At 60.0% G+C, this 16,457-nt stretch carries 15 protein-coding genes and 1 pseudogene; all 16 read right to left on the bottom strand.

Going from position 1 to position 16,457, the window contains the following annotated elements:
• Nucleotides 1–238 precede the first annotated feature (238 nt).
• The gene (locus tag HUW52_RS15030; RefSeq protein ID WP_175554089.1) at nucleotides 239–904 is read right to left on the bottom strand and encodes a sulfite oxidase-like oxidoreductase; all 666 of its coding nucleotides are present in this window, start codon (nucleotides 902–904) and stop codon (nucleotides 239–241) included.
• A 158-nt stretch (nucleotides 905–1,062) separates the two neighbouring features.
• Complete coding sequence (locus tag HUW52_RS15025; RefSeq protein ID WP_175554088.1) at nucleotides 1,063–2,118, bottom strand: substrate-binding domain-containing protein; 1,056 nt, start codon at nucleotides 2,116–2,118, stop codon at nucleotides 1,063–1,065.
• A gap of 23 nt (nucleotides 2,119–2,141) precedes the next feature.
• Nucleotides 2,142–3,167, bottom strand: coding sequence for an ABC transporter permease (locus HUW52_RS15020; RefSeq protein WP_150750967.1), 1,026 nt, complete (start codon nucleotides 3,165–3,167; stop codon nucleotides 2,142–2,144).
• A complete protein-coding gene (locus tag HUW52_RS15015) occupies nucleotides 3,160–4,716 on the bottom strand; it encodes a sugar ABC transporter ATP-binding protein (RefSeq protein ID WP_175554087.1) in 1,557 nt (518 codons plus the stop codon). The genes HUW52_RS15020 and HUW52_RS15015 overlap by 8 nt, the downstream gene beginning before the upstream one ends.
• A gap of 8 nt (nucleotides 4,717–4,724) precedes the next feature.
• Nucleotides 4,725–5,396 carry a methionine ABC transporter permease gene (locus HUW52_RS15010; RefSeq protein ID WP_007950374.1) on the bottom strand — a complete coding sequence of 224 codons (672 nt, stop codon included), beginning with the start codon at nucleotides 5,394–5,396 and terminating at the stop codon, nucleotides 4,725–4,727.
• Nucleotides 5,393–6,193, bottom strand: coding sequence for a methionine ABC transporter ATP-binding protein (locus tag HUW52_RS15005; RefSeq protein WP_175554086.1), 801 nt, complete (start codon nucleotides 6,191–6,193; stop codon nucleotides 5,393–5,395). The genes HUW52_RS15010 and HUW52_RS15005 overlap by 4 nt, the downstream gene beginning before the upstream one ends.
• Nucleotides 6,190–6,999, bottom strand: coding sequence for a MetQ/NlpA family ABC transporter substrate-binding protein (locus tag HUW52_RS15000; RefSeq protein ID WP_175554085.1), 810 nt, complete (start codon nucleotides 6,997–6,999; stop codon nucleotides 6,190–6,192). Before HUW52_RS15000 ends, HUW52_RS15005 begins: the two co-directional genes overlap by 4 nt.
• A 27-nt stretch (nucleotides 7,000–7,026) precedes the next feature.
• Nucleotides 7,027–8,073, bottom strand: a pseudogene (locus HUW52_RS14995) (isopenicillin N synthase family dioxygenase).
• A gap of 495 nt (nucleotides 8,074–8,568) precedes the next feature.
• Nucleotides 8,569–9,486, bottom strand: a complete 918-nt coding sequence (catA, locus tag HUW52_RS14990) for a catechol 1,2-dioxygenase (RefSeq protein ID WP_175554084.1) — start codon at nucleotides 9,484–9,486, stop codon at nucleotides 8,569–8,571.
• Nucleotides 9,487–9,657: 171 nt separating this feature from the next.
• Entirely contained in the window at nucleotides 9,658–9,948 is a 291-nt protein-coding gene (catC, locus tag HUW52_RS14985) for a muconolactone Delta-isomerase (RefSeq protein ID WP_016987724.1), read from the bottom strand.
• Between the two features lie 15 nt (nucleotides 9,949–9,963).
• Nucleotides 9,964–11,085: a muconate cycloisomerase family protein gene (locus tag HUW52_RS14980; protein ID WP_175554083.1), complete on the bottom strand. Its 1,122-nt coding sequence runs from the start codon at nucleotides 11,083–11,085 to the stop codon at nucleotides 9,964–9,966.
• A 22-nt stretch (nucleotides 11,086–11,107) separates the two neighbouring features.
• The gene (locus HUW52_RS14975; protein ID WP_016987722.1) at nucleotides 11,108–11,869 is read right to left on the bottom strand and encodes a 1,6-dihydroxycyclohexa-2,4-diene-1-carboxylate dehydrogenase; all 762 of its coding nucleotides are present in this window, start codon (nucleotides 11,867–11,869) and stop codon (nucleotides 11,108–11,110) included.
• A gap of 21 nt (nucleotides 11,870–11,890) precedes the next feature.
• Nucleotides 11,891–12,904, bottom strand: a complete 1,014-nt coding sequence (gene benC / locus HUW52_RS14970; RefSeq protein WP_175554082.1) for a benzoate 1,2-dioxygenase electron transfer component BenC — start codon at nucleotides 12,902–12,904, stop codon at nucleotides 11,891–11,893.
• A 20-nt stretch (nucleotides 12,905–12,924) separates the two neighbouring features.
• Nucleotides 12,925–13,413 (bottom strand): benzoate 1,2-dioxygenase small subunit, encoded by a 489-nt coding sequence (gene benB, locus HUW52_RS14965; protein ID WP_093433479.1) that lies wholly within the window; start codon nucleotides 13,411–13,413, stop codon nucleotides 12,925–12,927.
• A complete protein-coding gene (gene benA / locus HUW52_RS14960; protein WP_175554081.1) occupies nucleotides 13,413–14,768 on the bottom strand; it encodes a benzoate 1,2-dioxygenase large subunit in 1,356 nt (451 codons plus the stop codon). The genes benB and benA overlap by 1 nt, the downstream gene beginning before the upstream one ends.
• Nucleotides 14,769–14,920: 152 nt before the next feature.
• On the bottom strand, nucleotides 14,921–15,877 hold the full coding sequence (locus HUW52_RS14955; protein WP_175554080.1) for an AraC family transcriptional regulator: 957 nt from the start codon (nucleotides 15,875–15,877) through the stop codon (nucleotides 14,921–14,923).
• Nucleotides 15,878–16,457: the final 580 nt, after the last annotated feature.

Genomic DNA, 16,457 nt, shown 5'->3' with positions numbered 1-16,457 from the left:
GGTTAGATCGCTCTAAAAAGTTGTTCTTAGTTCAACAGAAGTGTTGCTGAGCCAACACCAGAACCAACTAATCAACAACTAAATAGCTATGCAAACACATCCCCCTGTGGGAGCGAGCTTGCTCGCGAATGCGGTAGATCAGTCAACGAATAGGTCACTGAAAAGGCCCCTTCGCGAGCAAGCTCGCTCCCACAGGTTGATCGTATTCCAATGTTTGAACAGGCTGCGTTCTGGAGACTTAGTCGAACTCTTTTTCCAGCCAGGCATCCTCGGCAATATCCAGTTCATCACCACTGAATCGCTGTTCGGCAAACGGATCGGCGTGCAGATGAAAGCCGTTCTGCTCCCAGAACCCCGCTTGTTCCTGCTCGACGAATTCAATCCCGCGCAGCCACTTCGCGCTCTTCCAGAAATACCGCCCCGCCACCACCAGCCGTAGCGGCCAGCCATGTTGCGCGGTCAACGGCTGGCCGGCGTAATGGGTGGCCAACAGACTGTCGGGGTGCAACAGATCATCAAGTCGCAAGTTGGTTTGGTAATCGTGGTCGGCGTGGGCCATGACGAACGCCGACGTCGGTTGGATATCGAACGCCTGCAACAAATCCTGCAGATGCACCCCGCTCCACTCGGTGTCGAACTTCGACCAGCGCGTCACGCAATGGATGTCACAGCGCAGTTGTCGTTGCGGCAGCGCCTGCAGATCGGCGTAACGTAATTCGATTGGCCGTGCGAGTGTGCCGAACAGGCGCAGCGACCAGTTGGCGAGGGCATATTCCGGTACTTCGCCTTCGTGGAGGATTGGAAAACGCTCCGTCAGCACCTGGCCTGGGGGCAGTCGTTTACCGAGCGCCGGATCGGTTTTCGGGGAACGGCTTTTGCGTAGGCGGTCAGCTTTGTTGTGCATGTAAGCTCGAGAACTCCCTCAGTTTGCGCAACTACGCGTTACCCCTGTGGGAGCGAGCTTGCTCGCGAAAGCGGTGGGTCAGTCAACAGAGATATCGACTGAACGGGCCTCTTCGCGAGCAAGCTCGCTCCCACATGGGCGATGTCGTGGCAAATGTTCTAGTTAGCCACCGGAATCCACGGCGCCCGTGCGACATTCGCGGTATCACCGAAGCTCGGAAGCTTCTGCGCCAGATCTCGAACGTTTTTCACGTCCAGATCCAGCAACTGCTGACGGGTAATCAGCGTCGGCGGCACCAGTACCTGATGCCCCGGACTCTCCCCGGCAATCAACATCGCCAGACTGCGCACGCTGATAGCCCCCGCCACTTGCGGATTGACCGCCGCCGTCGCCGCCCAGGCGCTGTCCGGCTCCTTCATGATTTGAATATCGGCGGTGGAAATATCGGCGCTGTAGATCTTCACCTTGCTGGTCAGCCCTGCCTCATCGACGGCAATTTTCGCACCTTTGGCGAACTCATCGAACGGTGCAAAGATCACGCTGATGCCTGGATTAGCGCGAAGTACGGCGCTGGCCTGATCCGCCACCGAGTTGGCAATCGGCGGATTCAGCGTGCCAAAGCGTGCCTTCTCGACGATCCCCGGATTGGCTTTCTTGACCTGACTCCAGATCTCGTCGCGGCGCTCCATCGGCGTAAAACCGCTGATGTACACGTAGCCGGCATCGAACTGCGTGCCGTTGTCCTTGATGGCCTGATCCAGCGCCAGACGTGCCAGCGCATGGTGATCCTGCTCGACCTGGGTCACTTGCGGGGTGTTCAGATCGACATCGAAAGCGACGACCTTGATGCCCTTGGCGATGGCCCGTTCAATCGGCGCTTTCAGCGTTTCGGCCAGACCGAGCTGAACGATGATGCCGTCGACGCCGAGATCGATCGCCTGATCGATCATCTCGCCCTGACTCGCCGCCTGCTGTCGGGCATCGAATACCCGCAGGTTGGCCCCCAGCGCTTCGGTCTGTTTTTCCACGCCACGCAAGTACGCCTCGGGGAAGTCCCCAGAGAACAAATAACCGACCAATGCGATCTGCACCTGACCTTTATCGAACGGCGCCGGCGCGCCGGGCAAGGCTTTGGCCTGAGCGCTCAGTGCCATCGCCGAAAATAACGCACCGGCGAGGCAATGACGGGCGAACTGAGTGATTGAACCGTGCATGCAACTTCCTTGAATAAAGCGGCTCAACGCGCCCGATGCGCGAGGCCGAACGTGAACATCAGGGCCAGTACCAGCACCAGTCCCTTGACGAAATCCTGCGCGTAATATGGCGCGTTGAGCATGGTCAGACCGTTGAGCAACGCCGCCACCAGCAGCGCGCCGACCAGGGTGCCAAAGGCGTTGGGCTTCTTCGCGCCGAGTACGGCAAACCCGATCAGCGCCGCGCCGAGGGCATCCAGCACCAGACCATTACCGGAACTGACGTCACCACGGCCCAAGCGCGCTGCGAGCAACAATCCACCCAGCGATGCAAGCAGCGCCGAGAGCACGTAAGCCAACAACTTGAAGCGCTGCACCGGCGCACCGGCCAAGCGCGCCGCTTGCTCGTTGCCGCCAATGGCATAGAACAAACGACCAATGCGCGTGCGTTCGAGAAACAACCACACCGCCACCGCTACCACCGCCGTGATCAACACCGGAATCGGTACCACCTCCCACAACCGCCCACGCCCCAGCGCCAGAAACGCGGCACTGAACGTACCTTCGGTTTCCTCACCGCTGGGCAAGGTCATGCCCACCGCAATCGAGCGCCCGCCAGTGGGGATTAGCTGCACGCCAATCACCAGAAACATGCTGCCCAGTGTCGCGAGAATGTCCGGCACCCGCAGTTTGACGATCAGCCAGCCGTTGAGCAGACCGACCAGCGCCCCACCGGCCAGACTGATCAACACCGCCGGTACCGCGCCCCAGCCGAGCACGACCATCACGTAACTGGCGATCATCAGGCTCATCGCCGCCACCGCGCCAATCGACAGATCGAGGCCGCCGACGGCCATGGTCAGCGTCACACCCAGCGCCAGCAGCGCGACAATCGACACCGATTGCAGGATGCTGAACAGGTTGCCGACGCGCAGGAATGCCGGCTCGGCCACACTGAAAAACACCACGATCAGCGCCAGCAGCCACAGCAGGCCGTAGCGGATCAATACGTGCAGCAGACGTTCGGCGCGTGCCGGTTCGGTCGATAACAGTGAACTTGAATCAGGCACTCGCTCTGCTCCTTGGCGTGGCTTGAGGGGAATGTTCGGTCACGTCGCTGCCAGCCAGTGCGGCGACCAGATCAGCACGATTGAGGCCGGCACGCGGGTACTCGGCGACCACCGCGTGATCGCGCACCAGCAGAATGCGGTCGGCAATTTCCAGGGCTTCATCGACGTCGGCGCAAATCACCAGCGTTGCACGGTCCTTGCCGCTGTCACGCAGCAGTTGGCCGATATCGCGGCGGGCGCGCACGTCGACGCCTTGAAACGGTTCATCAAGGATCAATACCCGCCCTTCGCCGAGCAGCCAGCGGCCAAGCACGACTTTCTGTTGATTGCCGCCCGACAACGCAGTCATCGGCACATCGATGCCGGCAGTCTTGATATCGAGCGCCGCCACTTGTGCCTCGACCGCTACCGCTTCGGCGCGGTTGCGGATGAAACCGCCACGGGTAAAGCGTTCAAGAAACGGCAACGTCAGGGTGCGACGCAAAGAGAAATCAGGTACCAGCGACTGACTGGCGCGATCTTCGGCCGCGAAGAAAATTCCGCTTTGAATGGCTTGGCGCGGAGAGTCCGCCCGCCAGTCAGTGCCATCCAGTTGCACGCTGCCCGAGGCCGCTTTACGCAAGCCGAACAGCACCTCGGCGATTTCACTTTTGCCGGCGCCCAACAGCCCGGTGAGAACTACCACTTCGTTCTCGTGCAGGCTCAGATCGAACGCAGCGGATCGCGGCAGAATTTGCATGGCGTTGAGTTTCAACACCTCGCGCCCGGACACGCAAGGCTGATAAATATGCTCGGCCAGCGCCTGCCCAAGCATGGCGCTCACCGCTTCGGGTAATTGCCGCGCCGTGAACTCGCCCGCGCACTGACCATCGCGCAGAACGATGGCGCGATCCGCCACGCGTTGCAGGTCGGAGAGTCGATGGGAGATGTACAGAATCGCCACGCCGCGACTGCGCAAGGTGTCGATCAAACCAAACAAACGCTGCGCCTCGGCATCGGAGAGCGCGGCCGTCGGCTCATCGAGAATCAGCAGGCGCGGTTGCAACGCCAAGGCCCGGGCGAGCACCACCAACTGCCGTTCGGCCTGACCTAAATGCTCGATCGGCTGCTCCAGCGGCAAGGTCAAACCCAGCCCGGCGGCAATGCTTGCGGCGCGCTCCAGCAGGCGTTGGCGATTGAGCCAGAAGTCTGCGTCTGGCTTGCACAGTTCATCGAGCAGGAGGTTTTCCGCGACGCTCAAACCCGGTGCGATGCCCTCGTTGATCTGCTGGTGTACCGCGACAATACCGAAGCGACGCGCCGACAGCGGCGAACTGAAATGGCGTGGCCCGCCCTCCAGCCAGATCTCGCCAGCGTCGGCAGTCTGGCTGCCCGCCAAGATCTTCACCAGGGTCGACTTGCCCGCGCCATTGGCACCGAGCAGCGCCACCACTTCGGCGGGATAAATCTCCAGGCTGACCCGGTCCAGTGCCCGACTCGCGCCAAATATTTTGCTCAACTCACGTACACGAATCAGCGGCTCGCGGACGACAGCGACCGGCACACTCATACAATTCCTTAGCGGCGATGCGCCAGCGAACGAACCAACCGATCGCCCAGGCTTTGTACGCCCTGAACGAGGATCACCAACACCACCACCGTGGCCACCATCACTTCATTGTTGAATCGCTGATAGCCGTAACGGATCGCCAGATCACCGAGCCCGCCACCGCCGATCACCCCTGCCATCGAGGAAAAACCGATCAGCATCACCAGCGTCAAGGTGATCCCGGCCAGCAACGCCGGCAGCGCTTCGGGCAACAGCACTTTGAAGATCACATGACCGATGTCGCCGCCCATGGCGAGGATCGCTTCGATGCGACCCTTGTCGACTTCGTCCAGTGCGTTTTCGACGATGCGCGCGAAGAAGGGAAATGCGCCGATGGTGATTGGCACCACGGCGGCGGTGCTGCCCAGCGTTGTGCCGACCACCAGCCGCGTCAGTGGAATCAGGGCGATCAGCATCACCACGAAGGGCAGTGAACGGCCAAGGTTGACCACGCCACCCAGCACGGCATTCAAGCGTGGCATCGGCAACAGTCCATCGCGTCGACTGATGAACAGCAACACGCCCAGCGGCAAGCCGATCAGCAGCGTGAACAGCCCTGCGAGCAGGACCATGTACAGGGTTTCACCGGTGGCGTTGAACACCAGTTGCAGGATTTCATCCCAATTGACCGTGCGGTTCATGAGTGCGCCGCCCGTACGCCATATTGCTTTAGAAAACTCAGGCCCGGCTCAGCGTGGCCCAGCGGCAGGCCGCAGGTCGGTCGCAGCGAAGCGCCGAGTTGCGATTGCGCATCGGCCAGCAGCCTTGGCACCGGCCCGGCTTCGACCAGACGTCCGTTGGCCATGAACGCAGCGTGATCGCAGATCGACTTGACCACCTCCAGTTCATGGGTGATCAGTACGATGGTCACGCCCAGTTGCCGATTGATGTCGCGCAGCAGTTCGAGGATCGATTCGGTGGTTTCCGGGTCGAGCGCACTGGTGGCCTCGTCCGAAAGCAGGTACGCCGGCTCTGCGGCGAGGGCGCGGGCGATGCCGACGCGCTGTTTCTGGCCGCCGGACAATTGCGAGGGAAAGGCCTGCGCCTTGTCACTCAAGCCGACCAGCTCCAACAGTTCGCGCACCCGCACATGGCGCCACGGTTTGCCGACATTAGCGATCTCCAGCGGCACCGCAATGTTGTCGAATACCGTGCGCGAATGCAGCAGGTTGAAGCCCTGGAAGATCATGCCGATGCGCTGGCGTTGTTTGCGCAAGTCACTGCTGGGCAGCGTCAGCAGATCGACACCGTCGATCAGGATTCGGCCGCTGTCCGGTCGTTCGAGCAGATTGAGGCAGCGCAGCAGCGTCGACTTGCCCGCCCCGCTGCGCCCGAGAATCCCGAAGACCGCGCCGTCGGGAATGCTCAGCGAGACCTGATCGAGTGCCGGCTGCGCGGCCGACGGGTAAGTCTTGCTCAACTGCTCGACGGCGATCATGGCTTGCTGCCCGCCACCGGAATCACTGAACCGGCGAAGTTATCGGTGATGTATTTGGCGACCTCGGGCGACGTCAGGTCCTTGGCCAGTTGCGCGATACGCGGATCGTGTTCCAGCTTGGGCGTGGTCACCAGAATATTGGCGTAAGGATTGTGCTCGGCTTTCTCCAGACCCAAGGCATCCTTGGCCGGCACCAAACCTGCGTCGAGCGCATAGTTGCCGTTGATCACGGCCAGATCGACGTCGTCCAGCGAGCGCGGAATCTGCGGTGATTCGATTTCCAGGATCTTCAGCTGTTTCGGGTTCTCGGCGATGTCCTTGGGCGTTGCCTGATCAGCCGCCGGATCGTTGAAGCCGGGTTTGAGTTTGATCAGGCCGTTGTCCTGCAACAGGTACAGCGCGCGGCTCAGGTTGGTCACGTTATTGGGCACGGCGACGGTGCCTTTTACCGGTACATCAGCGAAGCTTTTATGCCGATGCGAGTAAATACCCAAGGGTTCGATATGCACCGTGGCCGCCACCGCGAGTTTTTCGCCGAGAGCCTTTTCCTGGGATTTCAGGTACGGCAGGTGCTGGAAGTAATTGGCGTCGACGTCACCATGCACCAACAGTTCGTTGGAGTTCACGCCGTTGGGGATCTCGATGACTTTGAGATTCAGCTGCGGATCGATTTTCTGGATGTACGCCAGAATCTGCGCGTGGGGTACCGGGTCAGCGGCGACACGCAATGGCTCCAACGCCTGCGCACCAAACGACGTCACTAGCGCGCCGAGCACGGCCAGGGTCAAACCTGCTTTCTTGATCATGTGCGGAGTCCTTGAGCGAGTGATGAGTCAGGCGGATTTACGAACGGGCGGTGGTGGCAGCAACGCATCGGCGTAGAAGCGCTGCGCGACATCGGGATGCGAGCGCAAACGACCCTTGAGGTAGTTCCAGCCGACATCGCGAAACAGCGGATTGAGCGGATCACTCGCCGGCCCGCGCGCCTCGCGCAACAGTGCGGTGGGCAGCGGATACAACGGCACCACGGCGTCGAGTTGCGCACCGAGGAAGAAGGCGATGGACAGGCGTTCGCTACCCGCCGGAGGTGAAACTACGCGATGCACCGTGGCCCGCAGATAACCGTTGCTGGCCAGTTCGAGCAGTTCGCCGATGTTCACCACCAGGGTGTTTTAACGCGGCAACGCGTCGATCCAGCGGCCCTCTTCGATCTCGACCTGCAGACCGGCTTGTTGGTCTTGCAGGAGGAAGCTGAGGAAACCTGAGTCCTTGTGTGCGCCGACGCCTTGATGGCTCGACTCGCTGGACTGGCCGGGATAACGCATCAACTTGATATGTTCGTTGGGCTTGTCGCCGTAGAGTTGATCGAACGCATCGGCGCGCAGCGACAACGCCTGAGCGAACGCACGCAGCAGGCGCAACGACATCCGCGTCATCGCCTCCTGCCATTCCAGCAGCAACGGTTTCAGTTCCGGCAGTGTCGCCGGCCATTGGTTGGGACCTTGCAGCCGCGCCCAGAACGGGCTGTCCGCCGTCAATGGCAACGCCTCACGCTCGGCGCCCAGATCGAACTGCTCACGCAGATCGGGCTGGCCACGGGTGATCTCCGAAGCGGCACGGTTGTAACCGCGAAAGTGCGGTGAATTGATCATGCCGACGGCGGTTTTCTCGCTGTCGGGCAAGGCGAAAAACTGGCGGGCGTGGGTCTGCACCTGCTTGAGCAAGTCGCTGTCGATACCGTGGCCGGTCAGGTAAAAGAAGCCGACGTCGCGGGCGGCGTGGCGCAGGTTTTCGAGAAATTCGTAGCGCTGTTGCGCTGTGCCTTCGAACTGCGACAGGTCTAGCGTCGGTAATGCGGTGATATCGAGGGGATGCGGCATGATTCACTCCCGTGTGAATCAAACCTGAAGAACCTGTGATCGATTCAGCGTGTGCCGTCATGGCAATCGGGGGTCTATCGGTTTGATGCGTTTTGATTCGTCGTTGAGACAAAACTAAACGATCTTAAAAACGCTGAGCCAATATCTTTTTCGCATTACCTTAGGCCTGATTTCCCCTCACCCCAGCCCTCTCCCGGAGGGAGAGGGAGTCGACCGAGGTGTATATCGCGATACATCGACCTGAACGACCGAGTCGATTATGGATTCGGCACAAACTGTTCAGGTCGGCGTAGCACTAAATATCGCCTCGGTCAGTACCCTCCCAACACTCTCCCGGAGGGAGCTGACCGAGTTGTCTTGCGGTATACATCGACCTGAACAACCGGGTTGGATTCGGTACAAAACGTTCGGGTCGGCGTAGCACTCAAGATCCCCCCGGTCAGTCCCCTCTCCCTCTGGGAGAGGGTTAGGGTGAGGGAACCAGACGACTCGGTATCAAGCGTCCTGCAACGCACGCGGCCGCTGACTGCGTTGTTCGGCACTGGCGTCCGGCGCCGGTTGCAACTGGAAGTCGAACTTCAGTTCGGCATAACGCCCCAACGCTGCGTCCTCACGGAACACCACCTCCCCGACCAAGCCTTCACGGGTCGCATAGGCAAAGTCATCCCACAAATATTGATCACCCGACAGATTGATCTGCGTCGTCAGGTGCCGATGCCCCGGCGCGCTGATGAAAAAGTGCACATGCGCCGGACGCTGGCCATGGCGCCCGAGCTGGTTCAGGCATTCCTGGGTCGGCCCCTGCGGGTCGCAGCCATAGCCGGACGGCACGATGCTGCGAGCGCGGTAGCGGCCGTCGGCGTCGGTAATGATGCGTCGACGCAGGTTGTACTCGGACTGGCTCGAGTCGAAAAACGAATAGGTGCCCTTGGTGTTGGCGTGCCACAGGTCAACGGTAGCGCCGGCCAATGGTTGGCCGTGAAGATCGAATACCTGGCCTTCAAGGTGCATGACGGTGGCGACGCCCTCTTCGCTGCCGTCATCCATTCGGCATTCACCTTCGCACAGGGGCGCGCCGGCAACGTACAGCGGGCCTTCGATGGTGCGTGGCGTGCCGCCGGTCAAGCCGATCTGTGCATCCTTGGCGTCCTGCAACAGGTCGAGGAAGTGCTCGATGCCAAGGCCGGCGACCAGCAGTCCGGCTTCGGAACGCGCGCCCAAACGGTTGAGGTAGTCGACCGCTTTCCAGAACTCGTCCTCGCTGATTTCGAGGTCTTCGATGATTTTCGCGCTGTCCTGCAAGATGCGCAGGACGATGTTTTTCAGCCGGGAGTTGCCGTCGTCGTTGGTAAAACCGGCGGCTTCTCTGAAGAAGGCTTGCAGCTCGGCGGTGTGGGCAATTTTCACGGTCATGGTGGTTACCTCATCTTGTTGTTTTTCGGCGCAGTTCTCTTACTCAGCGCACTTCCCCTGTGGGAGCGAGCTTGCTCGCGAATGCGTTGTGTCATTCAGCATCTATGGCGACTGGCTCACCGCTTTCGCGAGCAAGCTCGCTCCCACAAGGGAAATGCGGCGAGCTCAGAATTAGCGATCGTCGGAATGGATCGACGACGGATGCCGGCACAGGCCGTCGACCTCGATGTCCATGTAGGGAAACAGCGGCAAGCGCATCAGCGTGTCGTGCAGCGTCTCGACGCTCGGCACATCGAACACGCTGTAATTGGCGTAGTGCCCGGCGATGCGCCACAGGTGCCGCCATATGCCTTCGCGTTGCAGCCGTTGGGCCAGTTCCTTCTCGTCAGACTTGAGCCGGGTGGCCAATGACGGGTCCATGTCGACGGGCAATTTCACGGTCATTTTTACGTGGAACAGCATGCTGGTTCTCCTGATTCAGTGGCGACGAAAACGCGCCAGACGCTCTTCGTCCAGCGTCAGGCCCAGGCCTGGAGTTCGCGGGATGTGCAGGTGAAAATCGCGGTACTGCGGCGTTTCGGTGACGATGTCTTCGGTCAGCAACAACGGGCCGAACAGTTCGGTGTCCCAGGTCAGTTGCTTGAGTGTGAGGAAGGCGTGCGCCGAGGCCAGCGTGCCGACGGAGCCTTCAAGCATGGTGCCGCCGTACAGCGCGATGCCCGCTGCCTCGGCGATTTGTGCGGTGCGCAACACGGCACGCGGGCCACCGTTCTTGGCGATTTTCAGGGCGAATACACTGGCAGCGCCGTCAGCGGCGAGACTGAAAGCATCCTCGACGCTTTCGATCGATTCATCGGCCATGATCGGTGCCGGGCTGCGCTGGTTCAGGCGAATCTGCCCGGAGCGGTTGACCCGCGAAATCGGCTGTTCAATCAGGTCGATACCGTTATCACCCAGTACCTGACAGCCGCGAATCGCCTGGGATTCATCCCAATACTGGTTAACGTCAACCCGCACACTGGCGCGTTCGCCCAAGGCTTTTTTAATCGCCACCACGTGCTTGATGTCCTGCTCTAGCGGGTTGGCGCCGATCTTCAATTTGAAGATGCGATGGCGACGTGCTTCGAGCATCTGCTCGGCTTCGGCGATGTCGCGGGCGGTGTCGCCACTGGCCAGGGTCCAGGCCACTTCAAGGCTGTCACGCACGCGGCCGCCGAGCAGTTCGCTGACCGGCAGACCGAGGCGCTTGCCTTGCGCATCGAGCAGTGCACTTTCGATGCCGGACTTGGCGAAAGTATTGCCCTTGGCGATCTTGTCGAGCCGCTGCATCGCCGCGTTGATGTTGTTGGCGTCCAAACCCACCAGCGCCGGGGCCAGATGTGCGTCGATATTGGATTTGATGCTTTCCGGGCTTTCGTATCCATAAGCGAGACCGCCGATGGTGGTGGCTTCGCCGATGCCTTCAATGCCATCGCTGCAGCGCAGTCGCAGAATCACCAGAGTCTGCTTCTGCATCGTGTGCATCGCCAGTTTGTGCGGGCGAATGGTCGACAGGTCGACGATGATGGTCGTCAGGTTTTCAATCAGAATTCGCTGCATTTCAATGTCCCTTGAAAAGTAATCAACCGAGGTCGCCGCCACCGACCGGCAAAGTCACACCGGTGATGTACGAGGCGTCATCGGAAGCCAGAAAGAGGATCGCGCCAACCTGTTCGTCGAGGCTGCCGTAGCGTTTCATCAGGCTGCTGTCGAGGGTTTGCGCGACGATTTCCTGATACCAGGCCTGCTCCTGCGCCGACTGTTCGCTGGTGTTGCGCGGGATGCGCCGGGGCGGTGCTTCGGTGCCACCCGGCGCCGTGGCGTTGACGCGAATGCCGCGCTCTGCGTTTTCGAAGGCCAGACATGCTGTGAGTGCGTTGATGCCACCCTTGGCCGCGCCGTACGGCACCCGATTGACGCTGCGGGTAGCAATCGATGAAACGTTGACGATGGCGCCGCGCCCTTGCTTGAGCATGTACGGCAGCGCCGCGTGGCAGCACCACAGGGTCGGAAACAGCGAGCGGCGCACTTCCGCTTCAATCTGTTCGACTTCGTAGTGCTCGAACGGCTTGGCCCAGATCGTGCCGCCGACGTTGTTGATCAGGATGTCGAGACGGCCGAAGGTGTTGATGGCTTCAGCCATGACCCGCGCGCAATCGGCGTATTGCTCAAGGTCGGCGGTCAACGCGAGAACGCCCTCGCCTTGCAGTTCGTGAACCAGTTCAGAGCGATCGACGGCGACGACTTGTGCGCCTTCGTTCAACAGGCGTTCGCAGACGCGGCGGCCGATACCCTGCGCCGCGCCGGTGACCAGCGCGACCTTGTTGGAGAATCTGTTGTTCATGACAACCTCGAAAGAAGGGTTTCAGGCAGCCGCTGCGGCGAATTTTTCGTAGTAGAAGTTCGCCGGGGTGATGCCCTGCTCGCGGATGTATTGGCTGACCGCTTCGACCATCGGCGGCGGGCCGCAGAGGTACACGTCGACGTCGCCCTCATTGAGATGGCGCGGCTCGATGTGCTGGGTGACGTAGCCCTTGAGCGGGTGCGCGCTCTGCGGATTGGCCACGCAGGCGCCGAAACTGAAGTTGGGAATGCGGGCGGCGAAGGCTTCGAGACGATCGATTTCGACCAGGTCGAAATCGTTGGTCACGCCGTAGATCAAATGCACGGGATGATCACTGCCCTGCTCGGCGATTCTCTCCAGCATCGCGGTGAACGGTGCCAGGCCTGTGCCGCCTGCCAGCAACAAGAGCGGGCGCTTGATTTCGCGCAGGTAAAAGCTGCCCAGCGGCCCGGCCAGGCTCATGCTGTCGCCGGCCTTGGCCAGGCCGATGAGAAAGCTGCTCATCAGGCCACCGGGCACGTTGCGAATCAGGAAACTGACTTCACCGTCCTTCTGCAATGAGCTGAAGGAATAAGCGCGGGTCTGCTCGCTGCCGGGCACTTGCAGGTTGACGTATTGCCCCGGCAGAAACGCCAGTTTGCTCAGCGCCTCGCCCTTGATCGACAGCGCGATGGTGCTCTCGGACAACTGCCGGACAGCGCTGATCGATGCCTGGAAGTTCGCTTGTTCGGTCTTGCATAGCTGCGAGCCGGCCGGCACTCGTACCACACAATCGCTTTCAGCGCGCATCTGGCAGGTCAGCACATAGCCTTGCGCAAGCTCGTCGTCGCTCAAGGCGTCTTCGATGAAGTTGTCGCCCATGTCGTAACGCCCGGCTTCGGCGAAACACTTGCAGGTGCCGCAGGCGCCGTCACGGCAGTCCAGCGGGATGTTGATGCCTTGCCGATACGCCGCGTCGGCCACAGTTTCATGGCCGCCAGCCTCGATGAAACGGGTGACGCCGTCTTCAAAATTAAGCGCAATCTGGAAATTCATGGTGCACCTCGCCGTGTCGACTAGATGTGGTAGATGTCGATGACCTGACGGACGTAATCGTTTTTCAGCACGACTTTCTTGGCCTTGATCAGCGGCTGTTCGCCACGCAGATCGAGGGTGTAGAAACTGCTGCCGAAGTAGCTGTCGGTGACCTGATAGCGAAAGCTCAAGGTGTGCCAGTTGAAACGCACTTGGCATTGCCCTTCGCTGTGCTCGACGATCTCGATGTTGCTCAGGTTGTGTGAGGTGCGGGTGTCGGGAATGGTCGCGCTGGAGCGCTCGGTCTTGATCCGGAAGATGCGGTCTTCGAGACCGCCACGGTTGCCGTACCAGATCAGCGAGATTTCGCTTTGCGGGTCTTCGGTGAGCGTGTCGTTGTCGTCCCAGGCCGGCATCCAGAAGGTGGCGTCAGCGGCGTACAGCTCCAGCCATTGATCCCACTGACCGTCATCGAGATAACGCGCCTCGCGGTAGAGAAAGTCGCGCACGCTGTCGTAGAGGTTGCTCATCACACGGCCTCCACGGGGATCACTTGTGGCTCGGTGGCAGCGGCTTTGAGCATGGTTTCCTGCCAGTACTTGTGTTGCAGCACAAACAGGCCTTCGTCTTCGGTACGCATGCCCGAGAGCAGCGGTTTGAGATCGATTTCTTCGGCGGCGGCGTCGGCGCCTTCGACCCAGTGGGTGGCGCCACGGGACATGTCATTCCAGCCGCGACCAGCGCCATAACCGGTCTGGCACGAGCGGAACTCTTCCAGATCATCCGGCGTGGCCATGCCGCTGACGTTGAAAAAATCCTCGTACTGGCGAATGCGTTTTGCCCGCGCCTCAGCGCTCTCGCCTTTGGGGGCGATGCAGTAAATGGTGATTTCGGTCTTGTCGACCGAGATCGGCCGGGCGATGCGGATCTGTGAACTGAACTGATCCATCAAGTAAACGTTGGGGTACAGGCACAGATTGCGCGAGTTTTCGATCATCCAGTCGGCACGGGCCTGACCGAAATCCCGGGCGAGTTCGTCGCGGCGCTCGTAAGCGGGACGGTCTTCGGGGTTCGCCCAGCGAGTCCAGAGCAACAAGTGGCCATGATCGAACGAATAGAAACCGCCGCCCTTCTTCGCCCAACTGCCGGCGCTCATGGTCTTGATCGCTTCGCCCGCTTCGCGCTGTTGGCGCTGATTCTGGGTGGCGGCGTAGTTCCAGTGCACCGAGCTGACGTGGTAGCCGTCGGCGCCGTTTTCAGCGGTGAGTTTCCAGTTGCCTTCGTAGATGTAGGAACTGGAACCGCGCAGCACTTCCAGGCCTTCTGGCGACTGATCGACGATCATGTCGATGATCTTCGCTGACTCGCCCAGATGTTCAGCGAGGGATTTCACATCGGCATTCAGGCTGCCGAACAGGAAGCCGCGATAGGACTCGAAACGCGCAACTTTGGTCAGGTCATGGGAGCCTTCGCAGTTGAAGCCTTGCGGGTAACCGGCTTCGCTCGGGTCTTTGACCTTGAGCAGTTTGCCGCTGTTGTTGAACGTCCAACCGTGAAACGGGCAGGTGTAGCTGGAGCGATTGCCGGACTTGTGCCGGCAAAGCATGGCGCCGCGATGGCTGCAGGCGTTGAGAAAAGCGTTGAGCACACCGTCCTTGTTGCGCGCGATAAAAATCGGCTGGCGCCCCATCGTGGTGGTCAGAAAATCGTTGTTGTTGGGCAGTTGGCTTTCGTGGGCGAGGTAAATCCAGTTGCCTTCGAAGATATGCGCCATTTCCAGTTCGAACAGCCGCGGATCAGTGAACATCTCCCGCTTGCAGCGGTAGGCGCCCTTCTCCTTGTCTTCTTCAAGCATGGCATTGAGGTAGTCGATTCCCAGGGACATGGCCGGGGCCTCCATTGTTATTGTTCAGGCCAGGTCAGGTTAGGGAGGCGATGCACGGGGCAATAGCCGAATCCTGCAGATCGCTATCCGTTTTGTGCAGGACGGCGCGGCAGATGATTCGGCGTGTTTCGCAGAGGGTTTAGTGCGGAGTGTCAGTGGCGGCGTTTGAAGGTCTGCGATGGCAGTTCGCCGAACTGTTGGCGATAGCTTTCGGAGAAACGGCCGAGGTGCAGGAAGCCGTAGTCCAGGGCCAGTTCGGTGAGATTACGTACCGGGCAGCTCGGATCGCTGAGGCAGGCATGGATGCGCGCAAGTTTGCGCTGGCGGATGTATTGCATCGGTGTGACGCCGAGTTGGCGTTCGAACAACGCGTACAGCGAGCGCGGGCTCATGCTCGCCTGCGCCGCCAGACGTTCGGCGGGCAAATCCAGTTTAAGGTTGCGTTCGATGTAATCGAGAATGCGCTCGAAGCTGACATTCGGTGCGCTCAGGCACTGACGGCTGACATTGGTGTTCATCAGCGAGATCAGTTTGCTACCGATGATCTGCGCGTAATGCTCCTGCACCCGCAGCAACGGATCGCTGGCCTCGGCTTCCTGACAGATCATCGCGAGCAGGTTGGTGAAGCCTTCCAGCTCATCCAGCCGATAGTGATTGCGCAGAAAACGGATACCACTCGACGGCCGAATCCAACGCTGCTCGTCGCACACTGATTCGAGCACGCTGACCGGCACCTTGAGGATGAATTTCTCGCAGTCTTCCGAGTACGTCAGATCAACCGGATCATCCGGGTTGATCAACAGCAACTCGCCGGGCACCAGATGCTGTTCGCGCTTGTGCCCGCGCCACAGGCAATTGCCTTGCAGCAGCACTTGCAGATGGTAAACGGTCTCCAGGGCCACCGATGTCACGCGTACGCTGCCGCCATAGCTGATGCGGGCCAGATCGAGATCAGCGAGTTTGCGATGGTTGAGGCTGGCTTGCGGGTGAGTGGTTCTGGACAGGCCGATGAAGTGCTGACCGACGTGCTGATTGACGTAGTCGGAGACGGCATAAGGGTCAGCGTGACGGAACACGTTGCTGCGATCGCTCAGCAGATGGCTGTCCATGGGGCATTGCTCATTGTTGTCGTTATTTTGGTTTCACGGGGTTTCAGGCATCACCACTCACAGTACGCCGGAGTGTTGGGGTGGGCAATTGGACGAAGGTTTGTGTACTCGATAATCGAACACTTTTTGCAGATTACAGAGTGGTTTGTCCAACGCCTACACTTGCCGAAAAAATGCCCTACACGCCAAAAAAAACCCGACACAGAAAAATCCTACTTATGACAGTTTTATAAAACAAAAAAAGCCCGTTTCAGTCGAAACTGAAACGGGCTTCTCCCACCTCAACGGCCGTTACTTCAGGTCGTCAAAGTGGTCTCGCAGGAACTCGTAAAAGCGAAAGGCTTTAAACAATCTCCATACAAGGCTCAGCGTACGCAGCAAAAGCTTCATACGTTTTGGCCTCCAGGGCTGGGGGCCAAACCTCCAGCAAACTTACCGGATCATGCTTGCCTTCAGCCTGCACGTTAAAGCAGCTAGTGAGGCGGCCGGTTGAAATCCCCCCGAAACATCATTCCGGCACGGGTGCAAAACCGTGTCAAAGGGCATGAAACCGTTTAGTCACCAGCCTGGCCTCACCGCT

This window comes from Pseudomonas sp. 43A (assembly GCF_013363935.1).
Taxonomy (GTDB): domain Bacteria; phylum Pseudomonadota; class Gammaproteobacteria; order Pseudomonadales; family Pseudomonadaceae; genus Aquipseudomonas; species Aquipseudomonas crudilactis.
Note: the sequence above shows the minus strand (reverse complement) of the source record. Positions and strands in the feature narration are given on the sequence as shown.

Excerpts from the sequence above, each read along its gene's own strand:
- HUW52_RS15015 (WP_175554087.1), bottom strand. The coding sequence starts at position 4,716 with ATGAGTGTGCCGGTCGCTGTCGTCCGCGAGCCGCTGATTCGTGTACGT.
- benC (WP_175554082.1), bottom strand. The coding sequence starts at position 12,904 with ATGAATTTCCAGATTGCGCTTAATTTTGAAGACGGCGTCACCCGTTTC.
- HUW52_RS15000 (WP_175554085.1), bottom strand. The coding sequence starts at position 6,999 with ATGATCAAGAAAGCAGGTTTGACCCTGGCCGTGCTCGGCGCGCTAGTG.
- catA (WP_175554084.1), bottom strand. The coding sequence starts at position 9,486 with ATGACCGTGAAAATTGCCCACACCGCCGAGCTGCAAGCCTTCTTCAGA.
- HUW52_RS15010 (WP_007950374.1), bottom strand. The coding sequence starts at position 5,396 with ATGAACCGCACGGTCAATTGGGATGAAATCCTGCAACTGGTGTTCAAC.
- HUW52_RS15030 (WP_175554089.1), bottom strand. The coding sequence starts at position 904 with ATGCACAACAAAGCTGACCGCCTACGCAAAAGCCGTTCCCCGAAAACC.
- HUW52_RS14980 (WP_175554083.1), bottom strand. The coding sequence starts at position 11,085 with ATGCAGCGAATTCTGATTGAAAACCTGACGACCATCATCGTCGACCTG.
- benA (WP_175554081.1), bottom strand. The coding sequence starts at position 14,768 with ATGTCCCTGGGAATCGACTACCTCAATGCCATGCTTGAAGAAGACAAG.
- HUW52_RS15025 (WP_175554088.1), bottom strand. The coding sequence starts at position 2,118 with ATGCACGGTTCAATCACTCAGTTCGCCCGTCATTGCCTCGCCGGTGCG.
- HUW52_RS14975 (WP_016987722.1), bottom strand. The coding sequence starts at position 11,869 with ATGAACAACAGATTCTCCAACAAGGTCGCGCTGGTCACCGGCGCGGCG.
- HUW52_RS15005 (WP_175554086.1), bottom strand. The coding sequence starts at position 6,193 with ATGATCGCCGTCGAGCAGTTGAGCAAGACTTACCCGTCGGCCGCGCAG.
- benB (WP_093433479.1), bottom strand. The coding sequence starts at position 13,413 with ATGAGCAACCTCTACGACAGCGTGCGCGACTTTCTCTACCGCGAGGCG.
- catC (WP_016987724.1), bottom strand. The coding sequence starts at position 9,948 with ATGCTGTTCCACGTAAAAATGACCGTGAAATTGCCCGTCGACATGGAC.
- HUW52_RS14955 (WP_175554080.1), bottom strand. The coding sequence starts at position 15,877 with ATGGACAGCCATCTGCTGAGCGATCGCAGCAACGTGTTCCGTCACGCT.